General features: G+C 66.4%; 19 protein-coding genes. 17 read left to right on the top strand and 2 right to left on the bottom strand.

What is annotated here, in order from left to right; all coding sequences use genetic code 11:
• The first annotated feature begins 59 nt into the window (after positions 1-59).
• Complete coding sequence (gene thiC, locus LV476_RS07450; RefSeq protein WP_250074888.1) at positions 60-1949, top strand: phosphomethylpyrimidine synthase ThiC; 1890 nt, start codon at positions 60-62, stop codon at positions 1947-1949.
• An 83-nt stretch (positions 1950-2032) separates the two neighbouring features.
• On the opposite strand, the gene LV476_RS07445 is transcribed toward thiC, so the two are convergent.
• Positions 2033-2395: a DUF5362 family protein gene (locus LV476_RS07445; protein ID WP_250074886.1), complete on the bottom strand. Its 363-nt coding sequence runs from the start codon at positions 2393-2395 to the stop codon at positions 2033-2035.
• Positions 2396-2581: 186 nt separating this feature from the next.
• Entirely contained in the window at positions 2582-2746 is a 165-nt protein-coding gene (locus LV476_RS07440; RefSeq protein WP_250074884.1) for a DUF1328 domain-containing protein, read from the bottom strand.
• Positions 2747-2932: 186 nt separating this feature from the next.
• On the opposite strand from LV476_RS07440, the gene LV476_RS07435 reads away from it, so the two are divergent.
• The 16 genes from LV476_RS07435 to queC all read left to right on the top strand — a co-directional run bounded on the left by LV476_RS07435 (position 2933) and on the right by queC (position 16269).
• On the top strand, positions 2933-3874 hold the full coding sequence (locus LV476_RS07435) for a DMT family transporter (protein ID WP_250074882.1): 942 nt from the start codon (positions 2933-2935) through the stop codon (positions 3872-3874).
• 110 nt (positions 3875-3984) lie between these two features.
• Positions 3985-4728: a ferredoxin--NADP reductase gene (locus LV476_RS07430; protein WP_250074880.1), complete on the top strand. Its 744-nt coding sequence runs from the start codon at positions 3985-3987 to the stop codon at positions 4726-4728.
• Positions 4729-4899: 171 nt separating this feature from the next.
• Positions 4900-5508 (top strand): anthranilate synthase component II, encoded by a 609-nt coding sequence (locus LV476_RS07425; RefSeq protein ID WP_250076290.1) that lies wholly within the window; start codon positions 4900-4902, stop codon positions 5506-5508.
• Positions 5505-6758 (top strand): multidrug effflux MFS transporter, encoded by a 1254-nt coding sequence (locus LV476_RS07420; RefSeq protein ID WP_250074878.1) that lies wholly within the window; start codon positions 5505-5507, stop codon positions 6756-6758. Before LV476_RS07425 ends, LV476_RS07420 begins: the two co-directional genes overlap by 4 nt.
• 73 nt (positions 6759-6831) lie before the next feature.
• Positions 6832-7572 carry a YebC/PmpR family DNA-binding transcriptional regulator gene (locus LV476_RS07415; RefSeq protein WP_250074876.1) on the top strand — a complete coding sequence of 247 codons (741 nt, stop codon included), beginning with the start codon at positions 6832-6834 and terminating at the stop codon, positions 7570-7572.
• Positions 7565-8230 (top strand): crossover junction endodeoxyribonuclease RuvC, encoded by a 666-nt coding sequence (gene ruvC, locus LV476_RS07410; protein ID WP_250074874.1) that lies wholly within the window; start codon positions 7565-7567, stop codon positions 8228-8230. Before LV476_RS07415 ends, ruvC begins: the two co-directional genes overlap by 8 nt.
• The gene (ruvA, locus tag LV476_RS07405) at positions 8227-8823 is read left to right on the top strand and encodes a Holliday junction branch migration protein RuvA (protein ID WP_250074872.1); all 597 of its coding nucleotides are present in this window, start codon (positions 8227-8229) and stop codon (positions 8821-8823) included. Before ruvC ends, ruvA begins: the two co-directional genes overlap by 4 nt.
• Before the next feature lie 3 nt (positions 8824-8826).
• Positions 8827-9879, top strand: a complete 1053-nt coding sequence (ruvB, locus tag LV476_RS07400; protein ID WP_250074870.1) for a Holliday junction branch migration DNA helicase RuvB — start codon at positions 8827-8829, stop codon at positions 9877-9879.
• 2 nt (positions 9880-9881) lie between these two features.
• Positions 9882-10298 (top strand): tol-pal system-associated acyl-CoA thioesterase, encoded by a 417-nt coding sequence (gene ybgC / locus LV476_RS07395; RefSeq protein ID WP_250074868.1) that lies wholly within the window; start codon positions 9882-9884, stop codon positions 10296-10298.
• Complete coding sequence (gene tolQ, locus LV476_RS07390) at positions 10295-10972, top strand: protein TolQ (protein WP_250074866.1); 678 nt, start codon at positions 10295-10297, stop codon at positions 10970-10972. Before ybgC ends, tolQ begins: the two co-directional genes overlap by 4 nt.
• Positions 10973-10975: 3 nt before the next feature.
• Entirely contained in the window at positions 10976-11425 is a 450-nt protein-coding gene (tolR, locus tag LV476_RS07385) for a protein TolR (RefSeq protein WP_250074864.1), read from the top strand.
• Between the two features lie 3 nt (positions 11426-11428).
• Entirely contained in the window at positions 11429-12577 is a 1149-nt protein-coding gene (gene tolA, locus LV476_RS07380) for a cell envelope integrity protein TolA (RefSeq protein ID WP_250074862.1), read from the top strand.
• Between the two features lie 104 nt (positions 12578-12681).
• Complete coding sequence (tolB, locus tag LV476_RS07375) at positions 12682-13920, top strand: Tol-Pal system beta propeller repeat protein TolB (RefSeq protein WP_250074860.1); 1239 nt, start codon at positions 12682-12684, stop codon at positions 13918-13920.
• A 22-nt stretch (positions 13921-13942) separates the two neighbouring features.
• Complete coding sequence (gene ybgF, locus LV476_RS07370; RefSeq protein WP_250074857.1) at positions 13943-14893, top strand: tol-pal system protein YbgF; 951 nt, start codon at positions 13943-13945, stop codon at positions 14891-14893.
• Entirely contained in the window at positions 14890-15588 is a 699-nt protein-coding gene (queE, locus tag LV476_RS07365; RefSeq protein WP_250074856.1) for a 7-carboxy-7-deazaguanine synthase QueE, read from the top strand. Before ybgF ends, queE begins: the two co-directional genes overlap by 4 nt.
• Before the next feature lie 3 nt (positions 15589-15591).
• Positions 15592-16269, top strand: a complete 678-nt coding sequence (queC, locus tag LV476_RS07360) for a 7-cyano-7-deazaguanine synthase QueC (RefSeq protein WP_250074854.1) — start codon at positions 15592-15594, stop codon at positions 16267-16269.
• The last annotated feature ends 19 nt before the right edge of the window (positions 16270-16288 follow it).

Raw genomic sequence — 16288 nt, 5'->3', positions numbered from 1 at the left:
AGTCGGCGCTCGTCGTGCATGCCCCCATGCTGAACAAGGTGGCCCACGAGGTAGCACATATGAGCGCAATCCCCAGCGATTTCCTGCAGAAAACGGCAAAACTCTCCGAGACGGTCATCGAGCCGTTTCCGGCCAGCCACAAGCGCTATTCGGTGGGCTCGCGCCCGGACATCCGTGTCCCGTACCGCGAGATCAGCCAGACGGCGACGCAGAACGACTCCGGCATCGTCTCCAACCCGCCGATTCCGGTCTACGACACCTCCGGCCCCTACACCGACCCGGACGTCGAGATCGACCTGCTCAAAGGGCTCGAGCCGTTGAGGCAGAAATGGATCGACGAGCGTGACGACACCGAGCAGCTCGACGGGCCGACCTCGCGCTTCGGCCAGGAACGTCTGAGCGACGAGAAGACCGAGAACCTGCGCTTCTCGCACATCCGCCCGCCGCGTCGCGCCAAGGCCGGTGCCAACGTCACCCAGATGCATTACGCGCGCCAGGGCATCATCACCCCGGAGATGGAATACGTCGCGATCCGCGAGAACAACCGTCTCCAGGAGATGCGTGCCGACCCGCGCTACAAGGCGCTGCTGCGCCAGCACAAGGGCGAGTCCTTCGGCGCGGCGATCCCGGACGAGATCACCCCGGAGTTCGTCCGTGACGAGATCGCCCGCGGCCGCGCGATCATCCCGGCGAACATCAACCACCCGGAAATCGAGCCGATGATCATCGGCCGGAACTTCCGTACCAAGATCAACGGCAACCTCGGCAACTCGGCGGTCACCTCCGGCATCGCCGAGGAAGTCGAGAAGATGGTCTGGGGCATCCGCTGGGGCGGCGACACCATCATGGATCTGTCGACCGGCAAGCACATTCACGAGACCCGCGAGTGGATCCTGCGCAACTCGCCGGTACCGATCGGCACCGTGCCGCTTTACCAGGCGCTGGAGAAGGTCGACGGCAAGGCCGAGGACCTGACCTGGGAGATCTACCGCGACACGCTGATCGAGCAGGCCGAGCAGGGTGTGGACTACTTCACCATCCACGCCGGCGTGCGCCTGGCCTACGTGCCGATGACCGCCGAGCGCGTCACCGGCATCGTCTCGCGTGGCGGTTCGATCATGGCCAAGTGGTGCCTGGCGCACCACGAGGAGTCGTTCCTCTACACGCACTTCAACGAGATCTGCGAGATCATGAAGGCCTACGACGTCAGCTTCTCGCTGGGCGACGGCCTGCGCCCGGGCTGCTTGGCGGATGCCAACGACGAGGCGCAGTTCGCCGAACTGAAGACCCTCGGCGAGCTGACCCAGATCGCCTGGAAGCACGACGTGCAGGTGATGATCGAGGGCCCGGGCCACGTGCCGCTGCACATGGTCAAGGAGAACATGGACAAGGAGCTCGAGGATTGCTTCGAGGCGCCGTTCTACACCCTTGGGCCCCTGGTCACCGACATCGCGCCGGCCTACGACCACATCACCAGCGGCATCGGCGCGGCCAACATCGGTTGGTACGGCACCGCCATGCTTTGCTACGTCACGCCGAAGGAGCACCTCGGCCTGCCGAACAAGGACGATGTGCGCGAGGGTGTGATTACCTACAAGATCGCCGCCCACGCCTCGGATCTCGCCAAGGGCTTCCCGGGCACGCAGGTGCGCGACAACGCGCTGTCCAAGGCGCGCTTCGAGTTCCGCTGGCTGGACCAGTACCACCTGTCGCTCGATCCGGAGCGGGCGCGTGAGTACCACGACGCGACGCTGCCGAAGGAAGCCCACCAGGTGGCGCATTTCTGCTCCATGTGCGGCCCACACTTCTGCTCGATGAAGATCACCCAGGAGGTGCGCGAGTACGCCGACCAGTTGGGCGTCGACGAGGAGGAGGCGCTCAAGCAGGGCATGAAGGAGAAGTCGATCGAGTTCGTCGAGAAGGGCGGCGAGGTCTACGGCCGGATCTGATCGGCCCACGCGCTGATTCATAAAAGAAAGCCCCCGGTTCCGGCCGGGGGCTTTTTTTCGTGTTGCGTTCGGTCAGGCGGACGTCAGAAGTTGCCTGCACCCATTCCCATCATGCCGACGCCGAAGATCATGCTGACGACCATCATGATCAGGCCGAGCAGAGTCAGCACGCCGAAGATCGTGAAGTAGATCCGGATCTTGCCCATGGCGTAGCTCGCCTCCTGGGGCTCGTTGCTGGTGTAGGCACGGTGGACGGCACCGGCGGCCTGCATCAGGACCACCCCGGCCCAGATGGGAATCCAGGCGATGATGATGCCGACTATCGATAGGGCGGTGATCACGCCGTAGATGATCATCATCACGCCGATCAGCTGCATCCAGAACTTGCCGCGGTACAGCGGTTCGATGATCGAGCGGGCGTCGGCCGCTGAGGATGAGGTTTCCATGGGGACGTTCTCCTTTGTCGTATGTGCTGACTTCCCTTTGGCTGTGTCCGGCCCGCCGGGCACCTGACGATGGTAGCCGAAGCGTCTCCCGCCGTCGTGTAGTGGCAGTCCCGATGGTGTGGTGCCTGACACAAAAAAACCCCGGCCATGCCGGGGTTTCCTCGGTTTCCTGCCGGGTTGGCGCGGTCAGACCGGCGGGCGCCGTCCCATCAGGAAGAACACGATGGCCAGGATCAGGCCAACGACGAACAGGATCCAGGCGATCTGCGTGGCCGCGCCAGCGATGCCGCTCATCCCCAGCACGCCGGCAATGATGCCCACGATCAGAAATACGAGTGCCCAAGAAAGCATGGTGCTACCTCCTATGACGAAGCGGCCTCAACCCCGCGTCGGGGTGGCCGCGAAAATGGCTCGTCCACGTGGACAATAGATGGGATGGCTCAATATTGCTGCAGTTCCTCGCCGTCCACCCGGCTTCCCCGTCGGTGACGGCAGGCTGCTACCATCGCCGGCCTTCCCGAAACCGCCGGTGAGCGCATGACCGAGCCGACCCCAGGTCCCGTCGAAGATCGCGATATTCCCGAAAGCGCACCCGTTACGGTGATGCCGCTGCTGGCATTGCTGCTGCTCGGCATCCTCTGGGGCTATAACTGGGTGGTGATGAAGGCGGTGCTGACCGATGTCTCGCCGGCCTGGTTCGCCGCGCTGCGCACCGTGGTGCCGGCACTGCTTCTGATCGCGATCCTGCCGCTGGCCGGCAAGCGCCTGCGACCGCCGCCGTTGTTCTACGTCCTGCCGATCGGCGTGTTCCAGACGGCCGCCTTCGTCGGCTTCATGATGTGGGCGCTGGAAACCGGCCCGGCCGGCGAGACGTCGGTGATCGTGTTCATGATGCCGTTGTGGCTGACATTGATGGCGCACTTCGCCCTGCACGAACGCATCACCGGCATCCAGTTGCTGGCCATCGGCCTGGCGCTTCCCGGTCTGGTGCTGCTGATCGCCCCCTGGGAGCAGGCGCTTGCCGTCGGCGCGGTGGGGTTCGGCCTTGCTTCGGGGTTCGGCTGGGCGCTGGGGGCGATCTGGCAGAAGCGCTACTACCACCGCTACCGGCCCGATCTTTTGAGTCTGACGGCCTGGCAGATGCTCTACGGTGGATTGCTGCTGGCGGGCGTGGCGCTCTGGGCCGAGCCGTTCGCGATCAACGCCACGCCCAACTTCTTCTGGGGGCTGTTCTACAACGTGCTGCTGGCCGGCGCGATCGGTTGGCTGCTGTGGGTCTATTCACTGCACCACCTGCCTACCTGGGTGGCCGGTTTCGGCTCGCTTCTGGTGCCGGGTATCGGTGTGCTTAGTGCCTGGCTGGTGCTGGGCGAGACGCCCGGTCCGGTCAAGCAGCTCGGTATCGGCCTGATCCTGTCGGCGCTGCTGATGATCACCCTCTATCAGCGTCGTCAGCGGCGTCACCGTGAGCGATCCTAAGCAACGGGTCTGCGTGGCCGGCAGGGCATCGCTACACTGGTTGCGTTCTCAAGCGCCCCCGGCGGCAAGCCGGCCGCGAGGGCGACAACAAACATGACGCGAGGTGACTGATGGGCGAATGGCTTGAGGCGACCGTGGTCGAGAAGATCCGCTGGAACGACGGCCTGTTTTCATTGCGCTTCGACGCGCCGCTACCCGCGTTCAAGGCCGGGCAGTTCGTGCGCGTCGGGCTGGATGTCGACGGCGAGCGGATCGCGCGGCCCTATTCGCTGGTCAACGCCCCGGACGAGACGCCTCACGAGATCTATTTCAACGTCGTGCCGGAAGGGCCGCTCTCCCCCCGGCTGGCCCGGCTCGAGGCCGGCGACCTGTTCCAGGTGCATTCCTCGGTCACCGGCACGATGACCATGGAGCGCACCCCCGAGCATCGCCATCTGTGGCTGTTCGCCACGGGGACGGCGCTCGGCCCCTTCCTGTCCATGCTCAAGACCGATGCCCCCTGGCAGCGTGCCGAGCGGGTAGTGCTGTGCCACTCGGTGCGCACCGCCTCGGACCTGACCTATGGCGATACGATTCGCGAGCTCCTGCATCGGTATGGCAACCGGCTGACCTTCGTGCCGCTGGTCACCCGGGAGACCGTCACCGGGACGTTGCAACAGCGCATTCCGGCGGCGCTGGACTCCGGCGATATCGAGCGGCTGGTCGGGTTGACGCTGCGCCCCGAGGACGCGCACGTCATGCTCTGCGGGAACTCGGACATGATCGAGGCGGTCCAGCAGCGACTGGAAGCGCGCGGGTTGCGTCGCCATCGGCGTCGCGAGCCGGGGCATGTCACCGTCGAGAAGTACCACTGAGGCAGCCGTTCTGGCGGCGGGTTCGCGGCGCGCGCCAGGCTCGTCCGCCGGGCGGTGTGAGCTATACTGGTCGCCCTTGCGGCGGCCGCTTCGTCGCGGGGTTGTCCCGGGCCCGGCCGCGTCGCCTCCCGGGGCAGCGACACCTCTTTGATCATGGAGTGGCAGCCGTACATGGTGCTCATGCTCGACAACTACGACTCGTTCACCTACAACCTGGTCCAGTACTTGGGCGAGCTGGGTGAAGAGGTCTGGGTGGCGCGCAACGATCAGGTCACGATCGAGGAGATCGAGACCCGTGCGCCGAGTCACATCGTCGTCTCGCCGGGTCCCTGCGACCCGGACCAGGCCGGTATTTCGCTGGAGGTGATTCGGCATTTCGCCGGCAAGCTGCCCATCCTCGGTGTCTGCCTCGGCCATCAGGCGATCGGCCAGGTCTTTGGCGGCCAGGTCGTGCGGGCGCGCGAGGTGATGCACGGCAAGGTCTCGCCGGTCTATCACACTGGCGAAGGGGTGTTCGAGGGGCTGCCGAACCCGTTCGAGGCGACCCGCTATCACTCGTTGGTGGTGGCGCGCGACAGCTTGCCGTCCGAGCTCGAAGTGACGGCCTGGACGCAGCACGATGACGGCTCGGTCGACGAGATCATGGGCTTCCGCCACCGCGAGTACGCCATCGAGGGCGTGCAGTTCCATCCCGAGTCGATCCTCACCCAGCACGGCCACCAGCAGCTCAAGACCTTCCTCCGCTACCGTTCGGGCGTGCGCGAACTCGCGCCGGCGTGAGCGGGCCGTCCGAAGCCCCCTCTCCGCAAGGGCGCCGCGCCGCGGTGCTGATCCTGGTGATCGCCGGGCTGTTGATGCTCGCGCCCTTCACCGTCGATGCCTACCTGCCGTCCTTCCATGCCATCGGTAGTGAATTCGGCGTCGGTCAGGCGGCCGTCCAGCAGACCTTGAGTCTCTACCTGGTCGCTTTCGGCTCGATGATGCTGTTCTACGGCCCGGCGGCGGACAGCTTCGGTCGCAAGCGCGTCATCCTCTTGGCCCTGCTGGCCTATGCCGTGATGACCGTGCTTGCCGCGATTTCCCAGAGTCTCCTCCAGTTGATCGCCGCCCGCGTGGGGCAGGGGCTGGCGGCCGGTGCCGGGGTGGTGATCGGCCGGGCGCTGGTGCGCGACATGTTCGGCGGGGCCGATGCCCAGCGGGTGATGGCCAACGTCATGCTGGTGTTCGCCGCCGCACCCGCGGCCGCACCGATCATCGGCGGGTGGCTGCACGAGTGGTTCGGGTGGCGCTCGGTGTTCTGGTTCCTGTTCGGCTTTTCCCTGCTGCTGGTCCTGGCGATCTGGCGGCTGTTGCCCGAAACGGTCTCGCGCGAGGCGCGCCAGTCGTTCGCGCCGGGTTTCGTCGCCAAGAGCTACCTGCGCGCCTTCGCGCATCCGCGCTACATGCAGCTGATCGTGGTGTTCGCCCTGCTGTTTGGCGGCATGTTCCTCTACGTCGCGGCCGCCCCCGCCATCCTGATCGACCACCTCGGTCAGCATGAGACCGATTTCTGGAAGTTCTTCGTGCCGCTGGTGACCGGCCTGATCCTCGGCAGCCGTATGACCCGCTGGCTGGCGGGGCGATTGAGCATGACCGCCACCATGGGGCTGGGGCTGTCGATCAGCGGGCTTGCCGTGCTCTACAACCTGCTGCAGGTCAGCCTGCAGCCGGCCGACCAGGTGCACAGCGTGTGGCTGACCGTCACGCCGATCACGCTGTACGTGATGGGCATGGCGACCACCATGCCGGCGCTCAACATCACCGCGCTCGACTACTGGCCGGCCCAGCGCGGCCTGGCCTCGGCCCTGCAGGGCGCCACCCAGATGGCCTTTGCCGGCATCGTCTCCGGGGTGCTGGTGGCCTTGCTGGCCGATTCCCTGCTGGCGCTGGCGACAGGCATGGCGACGCTGTATCTCGCCGCGCTCGCACTGTGGGGAGTGTGGTGGCGCACCGACCGAGTCATGTCGTCGGGGGGAAACGCCCGGCTTTGATAGAATGATTTGCACGCTGCAATATCCGCCCCCGATGCGGGGTTCGGTTCACATTTGACGAGGAAACGACAAGATGGCCGGTCACAGCAAGTGGGCGAACATCAAGCACCGCAAGGCGGCGCAGGATAAGAAACGCGGCAAGATCTGGACAAAGATCATCCGCGAGATCACGGTTGCCGCGCGCACGGGCGGCAATGCCGACCCGTCGGCCAACCCGCGCCTGCGCCTGGCCTGGGACAAGGCGCTCTCCGCGAACATGCCCAAGGACACCATCGAGCGCGCCGCGAAGCGCGGTGCCGGTGATCTCGAGGGGCAGGACTTCGTCGAAGTCAGCTTCGAGGGCTACGGCCCGGGCGGTGTGGCGGTCTACGTCACCGGCATGACCGACAACAACACCCGAACCGTCGCCGACGTGCGCCACGCCTTCTCCAAGAACGGCGGCAACCTCGGCACCGACGGCTCGGTCTCGTTCCTGTTCTCCCGGCTGGGCGTGCTCTACTACCCGCCGGGCAGCGACGAGGATCCGGTCATGGAGGCGGCGATGGAGGCCGGCGCCGAGGACATTCAGGTGTTCGACGACAACTCGATCGAGGTGACCACCACGCCGGAGACCTACAGCGACGTCAAACAGGCGATGATCGACGCCGGCCTGCCGCCGGAGGAGAGCGAGGTCACCATGCGCGCCGCCACCAACGCGCCGGTGGAAGGCGAGGCCGCCGAGAAGGTGGTCAAGCTGATCGACATGCTCGAGGACCTCGACGACGTCCAGGACGTCTACCACAACGGCGAGATCCCGGAAGAGGCCTATGCCTGAGCATGGGGCAGCGCAACCCGTGGCCCGGCGGGTGCTCGGTATCGACCCCGGCTCCCGCGTGCTGGGGCTGGCGGTGATCGAGTTCGCCCGCGGCCGGGCGCGCTGCCTCGGGCTGGCAAGCCAGTCCCTGCAGGCCCATGGCTCTTTTGCCGCCCGCATGGGCGGCGTTTTCGATGCGGTCTCCGAGTGGATCGAGACCCATCAGCCGCACGAGTGCGCTATCGAGCAGATCTTCATGTATCGCAGCGAGTCCTCCTCGCTCAAGCTGGCCCAGGCCCGTGGCGCGGCCTTGGCGGCGGTGGTGCGCCACGGTCTGCCGGTGGAGGAATACATGCCGGCGACGGTCAAGCAGGCCGTGGTCGGCAGCGGCAAGGCTGACAAGACGCAGGTCGCTCACATGATCCAGCGCCTGGCCGGGCTCGACGAGTTGCCGTCGGCCGACGGTGCGGACGCTGCCGCCGTCGCCTTGTGCCACTGCTATCGCAGTCAGGCCTTCGGCGGCGTGGCCGCCGGCGGAGGAAACGCCGAAGCGCGCGAGATTCTGCGCGAGGCCTCGCAGCGACGGTATCGCCGCCGCAGCGACTCGCGTGGCTGGCGTGACATGGATGCCGCGGCGCTGATGGCTCGGGCCGCGGCCAAGTCGGGAGGACGGAAATGATCGGCAGACTTGCTGGACGCGTACTCACCCGCAAGCCGCCGTTCCTGCTGGTGGACGTGCACGGCATTGGCTACGAGGTCGAGGCGCCGATGTCTACCTTCTTCGCCACCCAGGGGCAGGATGACGTGGTCCTGCACACCCATCTGGTGGTGCGCGAGGACGCGCAGCTCCTGTACGGCTTTGCCACCGTCCGCGAGCGCGACTTGTTCCGCGCCCTGATCAAGGTCTCGGGCATCGGCCCGCGCATGGCCGTCGCCGTGCTTTCGGGTATGTCCGAGGCCCAGTTCCGCGATTGCGTCATGAACGACGACGTCAGCGCGCTGACCAAGGTGCCGGGTATCGGCAAGAAGACCGCCGAGCGGCTGATCATCGAGATGCGCGATCGGCTCGACAAGACGCCGGGCACTTCCGTCCCGGCGGCCGTCGGCGGCGTGCCTGCCGAGGAAACGCCGCGCGACGAGGCCTTGAGCGCGCTCGAGGCATTGGGCTACAAGCCGGCCGAGGCCAATCGCATGATTACCCGGGCCGAGAAGGAAGGCGCGACCGACGCCGAGGCCCTGATCCGCCTCGCCCTGCGGCAGACGGTCAAGTAAGCCATGAGTGAATCGATAGACGACGCCCGCTTCGTCAGCTCCGAGCACCGCCCCGACGAGGAGGCCCTCGAACGGGCGCTGCGGCCGCGGAAACTGGCCGACTACATCGGCCAGCCGGCAGTGGTCGAGCAGATGGAGATCTTCGTCCCGGCGGCGAGAAACCGCGGCGAGCCGCTCGATCACGTGCTGATCTTCGGTCCGCCGGGGCTGGGCAAGACCACGCTGGCGCACATCATCGCCAACGAGATGGGCGTGAGCCTCAAGCAGACCTCCGGTCCGGTGCTCGAGCGCCCCGGGGATCTTGCCGCCTTGCTGACCAACCTCGAGCCGGGCGACGTGCTGTTCATCGACGAGATCCATCGCCTCTCCTCGGTGGTCGAGGAGATCCTCTACCCGGCGATGGAGGACTACCAGATCGACATCATGATCGGCGAGGGGCCGGCGGCGCGCTCGATCAAGCTCGACCTGCCGCCGTTCACGCTGGTGGGCGCGACCACGCGGGCCGGCATGCTGACCAACCCGCTGCGCGATCGCTTCGGCATCATCCAGCGGCTCGAGTTCTACGAGGTCGATCACCTGGTGCACATCGTCGAACGCTCGGCGCGGCTGACCCAGCTGGAGATGGACGGTCACGGCGCGCGCGAGATCGCGGCGCGCTCGCGTGGCACCCCGCGGATTGCCAACCGGCTGCTGCGGCGGGTGCGCGACTATGCCGACGTCAAGGGTGGCGGTCGGGTCGACCGGGATATCGCCAGCGCGGCACTGGACATGCTCAAGGTCGACCGGCGTGGCTTCGACCACCAGGACCGCCGCCTGCTCCAGACCTTGCTGGAGAAATTCGACGGCGGACCGGTCGGGCTGGACAACCTTGCCGCGGCGATCGGCGAGTCGCGCGACACCATCGAGGACGTTCTCGAGCCGTACCTGATCCAGCAGGGCTTTCTCATCCGGACGCCGCGCGGGCGCATGGCCACCCGGCAGACCTGGGAGCACTTCGGATTCACGCCCCCGGCGCAGTGGTCGGTTGATCTCGCCGACACGCCTTCGGGAGAGTGACCATGACGCATCCGGACCCTTCGGTGTTTCGCTGGCCCGTGCGCGTCTACTACGAGGACACGGACGCTGGCGGCGTGGTTTACCACGCGCGGTACCTCAACTTCTGCGAGCGGGCGCGGACCGAGTGGCTACGTGCCCGCGGCTGGGAACAGGACGCCCTCCGCGACCAGCAGAAGGTGGTCTTCGTGGTGGCTCGCGCCTCGCTTGAATATCGTCGACCGGCGCGATTTAATGACGCGCTTACCGTCACCTGCGAGGTGGAACGCCTGCGCTCAGCGGCCATCGATTTCACCCAGCGAGTGGAACATTCCGCCGATTCCTCGGTCCTGTGTGAGGTGTCGGTGCGCGTCGTCTGTGTCGATACGCAGACCTTCCGCCCCAAACCCATACCCGAGCCGATCCTGGAGTCTTTCGCGTGAATTCCGATCCATCTGTCATCGAACTGATTACCGGGGCCAGCCTGCCCGTCCAGCTCGTGTTGCTCATTCTCGTGCTGGCCTCGGTCGGCTCCTGGGCCCTCATCTTCCACAAGGCGCGCGTCTACAAGCGCGCCGTCAGCCAGGTCCGCCGCTTCGAAGGCAGCTTCTGGGCCGGTGGCAGCCTCAATGAATTCTACGACCGCATCTCGCGCGAGAAGCGTCCGCGCGAGGGGCACGAGGCGGTCTTCGAAGCGGGCTTCCGTGAATTCCAGCGACTGCGGCAGGCCGAGGAGCGCCGCCATGATCACGTCATCGGCGGCGTCGAGCGCGCCATGCGCGTGGCCGAGCATCGCCAGATCGACCAGCTCGAGGAGGGTATTCCGTTTCTCGCCACCGTCGGTTCGGTCAGCCCCTACGTGGGCCTGTTCGGTACCGTCTGGGGGATCATGAGCGCGTTCATGAACCTCGGCTCGATGCAGAGTGCCACGCTGGCCGCGGTCGCGCCGCCCATCGCCGAGGCGCTGATCGCCACGGCCATGGGTCTGTTCGCGGCCATCCCCGCCGTCATTGCCTACAATCGCTACACCCAGCGGGTCGACTGGCTGGCGGGCCGCTACGAGAACTTCATCGACGAGTTCCTGGGACTGCTTCAGCGGCAGCTGGGAGGCAAGTAAGTCATGGCGCGGCGTACGCGACGGGCGCGACGCATGGTCGCCGAGATCAACGTCGTTCCCTACATCGACGTGATGCTGGTGCTGCTGGTCATCTTCATGGTGACCGCGCCCATGCTGCAGCAAGGGGTCGAGGTCGAGGCGCCGAAGGCGGCTGCCAGTCCGCTGGACGACAGCGACGAGCCGCCCCTGCTGATCATCGTCAATCAGGACGGCGAGTACTTCGTCAACAAGGCCGAAAATCCGGATGCTCCCGTCAGTCTGACCACCGTCAGCGAGCTGGTTGCCGCCGCCCGCAAGGTCGACCCCGAGGCGCCGGTGCTGGTGAAGGGCGATCGCGCGTCTAACTACGATAACGTCATGCGCGCCATGGTGGCTGCCCAGCAGGGCGGTGCGACCAAGGTGGGCCTGGTGACCGATTCGCAGCCGCCCCAGTCGAACGCGGAGGAACGCTGACCGATGTTGCGGATGCTCGCACGGATGCCCGCCGCCGTGATCGCGGCGGTGCTGCTGCACCTGCTTCTGGTGCTGGCCATTGTCTTCAACGAACTCTGGCAGCCGGAGCGGGTGGAACCCGCCGGCCAGTCGGCGGACATGCCGACCATCGAGGCTGAATCGGTTTCTTCCGCAGTAGTCGAGAAGCAGGCCGAGCGGATGCGCCAGCAGCGCGAGGCGCGCGAACAGGAAGTCAAGGAACAAACGGAGGCCGCCGAAAAAGCGGCCGCGGCCCGCCGCGCCGAAGAGGCGCGGGCGCAGCAGCTGGCCCAGTTGCGCGAGCAGCGCGAAAAAGAAGCCAAGGCCGAGGCCGAACGACTGGCGGAGATCAAGAAGCAGCAGGAACAGCTGGAGGCCGAGCGCCAGGCGGCGCAGGAGGAGGCCAAGGCGGCCCGCGAGGCGGCCGAGGCCGAGCGTCGTGAAGCCGAGAAGGCTCGCCAGGAAGCGAAGGAAGCCGCCGAGCGGCGTGCGGCCGAGGAAAAGGCGCGTCAGGAAGCCGAAGCGGCGCGCAAGGCAGCCGAGGAGAAGGCGCGCAAAGAGGCCGAGGAGCGTGCGCGGAAGGAGGCCGAAGAAAAGGCGCGTCGTGAGGCCGAGGAAAAGGCCCGCCGCGAGGCCGAAGAAAAGGCACGCCAGGAGGCCGAGGAAAAAGCTCGGCGCGAGGCGGAGGAAAAGGCACGCAAAGAAGCTGAGGAGCGTGCCCGGAAGGAAGCCGAGGAGAAGGCTCGTCGCGAGGCCGAGGAAAAAGCTCGCCGGGAGGCCGAGGCTCAGGCTGCGCGCGAGGCGCGGGAACGCGCCCTGCAGGAGCAGCTGGCTGCCGAGGCCCAGGCGCGCGCGGACGAGAGCGCACTCGCCCGCTGGGCGGCGGCCATTCAGGCCAAGGTGCGACGCAACTGGCAGCGTCCGCCCGGTGCCCGGATCGGCTGGACCTGCACCGTAACGGTTCGTCAGGACAGCTCCGGCCGGGTGCGTAGCGTCAGCGTGGAGCGCTGTGATGGCGACCGGCTGTTCGAGCGGTCGGTGGTGCAGGCCATCGAGGCGGCCTCGCCGCTGCCCAAGCCGGAAACGGAATCGATTTTCCAGGAAGAGATCCGCTTCAACTTCAAGCCGGAATAACGGGGTAACCCGGGGTGATTCTCATGAATGTATTGGCTTTTACTCGTCGCACCAGCCGTGTTTCGTCACTGGTTGGCGCACTTGTAGGTGTTGCGATTCTGCTGATGGCCGGCCCGAGTCGGGCGGCGCTGGAGATCGATATCAGTGGCGGCACCGAGACCGGTGTGCCCATCGCCGTGGTGCCGTTCCAGCAGCCGGGGCAGGTGGACGATCTGGCACAGATCATCAGCGATGATCTGGCGCGGTCCGGCCTATTTGCCCCCATCCCTCGGACGGCGATGCCCGGCCAGCCCGTCTCGCCCCAGCAACTGCGTATCGACGACTGGCGCGCCGGCCAGGCCCGCTATGTCGTCATGGGACAGGCCAACTCGCAGGGCGATAGCCTGCAGGCCCGTTTCTACCTGATCGACATCAGCTCCGGTGACCGGGTGGCCGGCAGTCAGATCACGGCACCCGCCTCCGCGGAGCGGACGGTTGCCCATCGCATCAGTGACCTCATCTACGAGGAGCTGACCGGCGATCGCGGTGCCTTCTCCACCCGCCTGGCTTATGTGACCGAGCGTGGCCGCGGTGACAACAAGGTGTTCACCCTGCAGATCGCCGACTCCGACGGCGCCAACCCCCGCACCGTGCTCGAGTCGCCTTACCCGATCATGTCGCCCAGCTGGTCCCCGGACGGCGGCAAGCTGGCCTACGTGTCGTTCGAGGGCAACCGCTCGGCGATCTGGGTCCAGAACCTGGCGACGGGGGACCGCTACCAGCTGACCGACTACCCGGGCATCAACGGGGCGCCTGCCTGGTCGCCGCGCGGTGACAAGATTGCGGTCACCCTGTCCAAGGGAAACAACCCGGACATCTACGTGATCGATCTCGATACCCGTCGTCTGACCAAGTGGACGCACTCGGGAGCGATCGAGACCGAGCCGACGTGGTACCCGGACAACCGCAGCCTGGCGTTCACCTCCGATCGCTACGGTCAGCCGCAGGTCTTCCGCAAGAGCGGCCCCGATGCGCGGCCCATGCGCCTGACCTTCGACGTGCCGTACGCTGCCGGGCCGCGAATTTCGCCCGACGGCGAGAAACTCACGCTTGTTGTGCGCACCGACGGTGGCTTCTTCGTCGCCGAGCAGTCGCTCGGTGACGGTGAGCGCAAGCTGCTCAGCCGTGGCGGCAGCGAGGAGCGCCCCAGCTACGCGCCGAATGGGGCCATGGTTGTCTATGCAGCGCAGTCCGGAACCGGCTCGGTGTTGAAGATTTCGCCGGCAATCGGTGGCGAGCCGCAAACCTTGCGTTACGATCAGGGCAAGGTTCGCGATCCGGTCTGGGGGCCGTTCAATGATTAAAGGGAAACAAGACAGGAAATCCATGAGCGCATCCGTATCTGTTCGCCGCCGCGGCTTGCCGCTGGCGGCTGGTGTCATTGCCTACTCGCTGAGCGCAACGGCAATGGCGCAGCAAGCACCGGGCTGGCTCAATTGGGGTGGAGGCTCGGAGCCGGAAAGCACGAACGAATCGTCCGAGGAGCGGCCGGCCGTGCGGACGACGCCTGCCACGACGATGCCGATGAGCGGTGATGCCGGCAGCGTCACACAGTCCGGACAGGCAGCGCTGCTGCAGCGGTTGATGCAACGCGTCAACGACCTCGAGCGCCAGATGCAGGCGGTGCGCGGCCAGCTTTCGGAGCAGGAGCGCAAATTGCAGCGCCAGTCCGAGCGAGTGGACGAGGCGATGGAGGCAGCGCAGTCGCAGCCCGCCGCCGGGGCAGGCGGCATGATGCCGGCCCAGGGTGGTCAGGCGTCCATGGGTTCGCCGTCGGCACCGACCGGACCGGGTGCTCCTTCGGCACCGCAGGCGCCCGCAGCGAGTGGTGGGAACGGCGCTGCTGCCGCATCCGGTGGCTCGGCTCCGTCCGCCGGCGGCGCGGGAGCCAGCGACGAAGAACAGCAGGCGCTGTACAACGAGGCGTTTGAGGTCCTGAAGAGCGGCGACTACGACGCGGCTATCCAGGCGTTTCAGAAGGTAATCGACGCCAACCCGCAGGGCAGCTGGGCGCCGAGCGCGTACTTCTGGCAGGGCGAGACGTACTACGTCAAGCAGGATTACGATGCGGCTCGCCAGTCCTATACGTCTCTGGTGCAGCGATTCCCGGACAGCCGCCGTGTCCCGGATGCCAAGCTCAAGATGGGCTACATCGCCCAGGAGAAGGGTGACAGCGAAACCGCGCGGCAGCTGTTCAGCGAGGTCGTATCCGACCATCCGGACTCGCAGGCGGCCGGTCTGGCGAAGCAGCGCCTCTCCCGCATGGGTGGCGGATGACCGAGGCGATGGCCGCCGACACGCCGTCCCTCGATCAGGTCGAGACCGGTTCGACCCGCACCCTGCGCATCACCGAGATCTTCCGCTCGCTTCAGGGCGAGTCGGATCATATCGGCTGGCCGACGGTGTTCGTGCGTCTGACCGGCTGCCCGTTGCGTTGCGTTTACTGCGATACCGCCTACGCGTTCACGGGCGGCGAACGCATGGCCCCCGAAGCGATCCTCGCGCGGGTGGCCGAGCTCGATACCCGTCACGTCTGTGTAACCGGCGGCGAGCCGCTTGCTCAGCCGGGCTGCATCGATCTGCTGCGACGCCTGGGCGATGCCGGTCATGTAGTCAGCCTCGAGACCAGTGGCGCCTTGGACATAGCCGAGGTCGATTCGCGGGTTCACGTGGTCATGGACCTCAAGACACCGTCGTCCGGCGAAGTCGATCGCAACCGTTGGCAGAACCTCGCGCACCTGAAGCCCAGTGACGAGATCAAGGTGGTGATCGGCTCGCGCGAGGATTTCGACTGGGCCATCGCCCGGGTCCGCGAGCATGACCTGACCGGGCGCTTTGCCGTGCTGTTTTCACCGGTATTCGATGGCGTGTCGCCGCGCACCCTTGCCGAGTGGATTCTCGAGACCGGGCTGGAGATCCGCTTCCAGATGCAGTTGCACAAGCTGATCTGGGGCGACGAGCCGGGGCGATAAGCTATGAGTGCGAAGCGAGAGCCAGCGGTGGTCCTGCTGTCGGGTGGTCTCGATTCGGCCACCCTGGCCTGGCGGGCGCGGGCGGACGGTTATGCCGTGCATGCTTTGAGCTTCGATTACGGTCAGCGGCATCGCGTCGAGCTCGAGGCGGCGGCGCGCGTCGCGGCTGCGGCCGGTGCGGCGGCCCACCGCACGATCCGTATCGACATGGATGGCATCACCGGCTCCTCGCTGACCGATGCGTCACGATCGGTGCCGGACTACGATCCGTCGCAGTCCGAGATTCCCAGTACCTACGTGCCGGCGAGGAATCTCACCTTCCTGTCGTTTGCCCTCGGCTGGGCCGAGGTGCTCGGCGCCAAACGCATCTACATCGGTGTGAACGCCGTCGACTATTCGGGGTACCCCGATTGCCGACCGGCGTTCATCGAGAAGTTCGAGGAGCTGGCGAACATCGCCACTGCGGCGGACCATCCGTTCGAAATCCACGCCCCTCTGCTGCGCATGACCAAGGCGGAGATCATCCGCACGGGCCAGGAGCTCGGTGTGGATTATGGTCTGACGGTGTCCTGTTATCGTGCCGACCCTGAAGGGCGGGCCTGTGGTCGATGCGATTCCTGTCACTATCGTCGGCAGGGTTTCCAGGATGCCGGTGTGCCGGACCCGACGCGTTACGCCTGACCTCTTGAAAGAGGGCTGA

It is taken from the genome of Guyparkeria hydrothermalis, assembly GCF_023555385.1.
GTDB classification, from domain to species: Bacteria; Pseudomonadota; Gammaproteobacteria; order Halothiobacillales; family Halothiobacillaceae; genus Guyparkeria; species Guyparkeria hydrothermalis_A.
This window is presented reverse-complemented; position numbering and strand designations above follow the sequence as displayed.

What these genes read in the sequence shown, in the direction of transcription:
- ruvB (WP_250074870.1), top strand. Translation starts at nt 8,827, where the DNA reads ATGAGTGAATCGATAGACGACGCCCGCTTCGTCAGCTCCGAGCACCGC.
- queE (WP_250074856.1), top strand. Translation starts at nt 14,890, where the DNA reads ATGACCGAGGCGATGGCCGCCGACACGCCGTCCCTCGATCAGGTCGAG.
- tolB (WP_250074860.1), top strand. Translation starts at nt 12,682, where the DNA reads ATGGCCGGCCCGAGTCGGGCGGCGCTGGAGATCGATATCAGTGGCGGC.
- ybgC (WP_250074868.1), top strand. Translation starts at nt 9,882, where the DNA reads ATGACGCATCCGGACCCTTCGGTGTTTCGCTGGCCCGTGCGCGTCTAC.
- tolA (WP_250074862.1), top strand. Translation starts at nt 11,429, where the DNA reads ATGTTGCGGATGCTCGCACGGATGCCCGCCGCCGTGATCGCGGCGGTG.
- thiC (WP_250074888.1), top strand. Translation starts at nt 60, where the DNA reads ATGAGCGCAATCCCCAGCGATTTCCTGCAGAAAACGGCAAAACTCTCC.
- queC (WP_250074854.1), top strand. Translation starts at nt 15,592, where the DNA reads ATGAGTGCGAAGCGAGAGCCAGCGGTGGTCCTGCTGTCGGGTGGTCTC.
- LV476_RS07430 (WP_250074880.1), top strand. Translation starts at nt 3,985, where the DNA reads ATGGGCGAATGGCTTGAGGCGACCGTGGTCGAGAAGATCCGCTGGAAC.
- LV476_RS07415 (WP_250074876.1), top strand. Translation starts at nt 6,832, where the DNA reads ATGGCCGGTCACAGCAAGTGGGCGAACATCAAGCACCGCAAGGCGGCG.
- ybgF (WP_250074857.1), top strand. Translation starts at nt 13,943, where the DNA reads ATGAGCGCATCCGTATCTGTTCGCCGCCGCGGCTTGCCGCTGGCGGCT.
- LV476_RS07445 (WP_250074886.1), bottom strand. Translation starts at nt 2,395, where the DNA reads ATGGAAACCTCATCCTCAGCGGCCGACGCCCGCTCGATCATCGAACCG.
- LV476_RS07425 (WP_250076290.1), top strand. Translation starts at nt 4,900, where the DNA reads ATGGTGCTCATGCTCGACAACTACGACTCGTTCACCTACAACCTGGTC.
- ruvC (WP_250074874.1), top strand. Translation starts at nt 7,565, where the DNA reads ATGCCTGAGCATGGGGCAGCGCAACCCGTGGCCCGGCGGGTGCTCGGT.
- ruvA (WP_250074872.1), top strand. Translation starts at nt 8,227, where the DNA reads ATGATCGGCAGACTTGCTGGACGCGTACTCACCCGCAAGCCGCCGTTC.
- LV476_RS07435 (WP_250074882.1), top strand. Translation starts at nt 2,933, where the DNA reads ATGACCGAGCCGACCCCAGGTCCCGTCGAAGATCGCGATATTCCCGAA.
- LV476_RS07440 (WP_250074884.1), bottom strand. Translation starts at nt 2,746, where the DNA reads ATGCTTTCTTGGGCACTCGTATTTCTGATCGTGGGCATCATTGCCGGC.
- tolR (WP_250074864.1), top strand. Translation starts at nt 10,976, where the DNA reads ATGGCGCGGCGTACGCGACGGGCGCGACGCATGGTCGCCGAGATCAAC.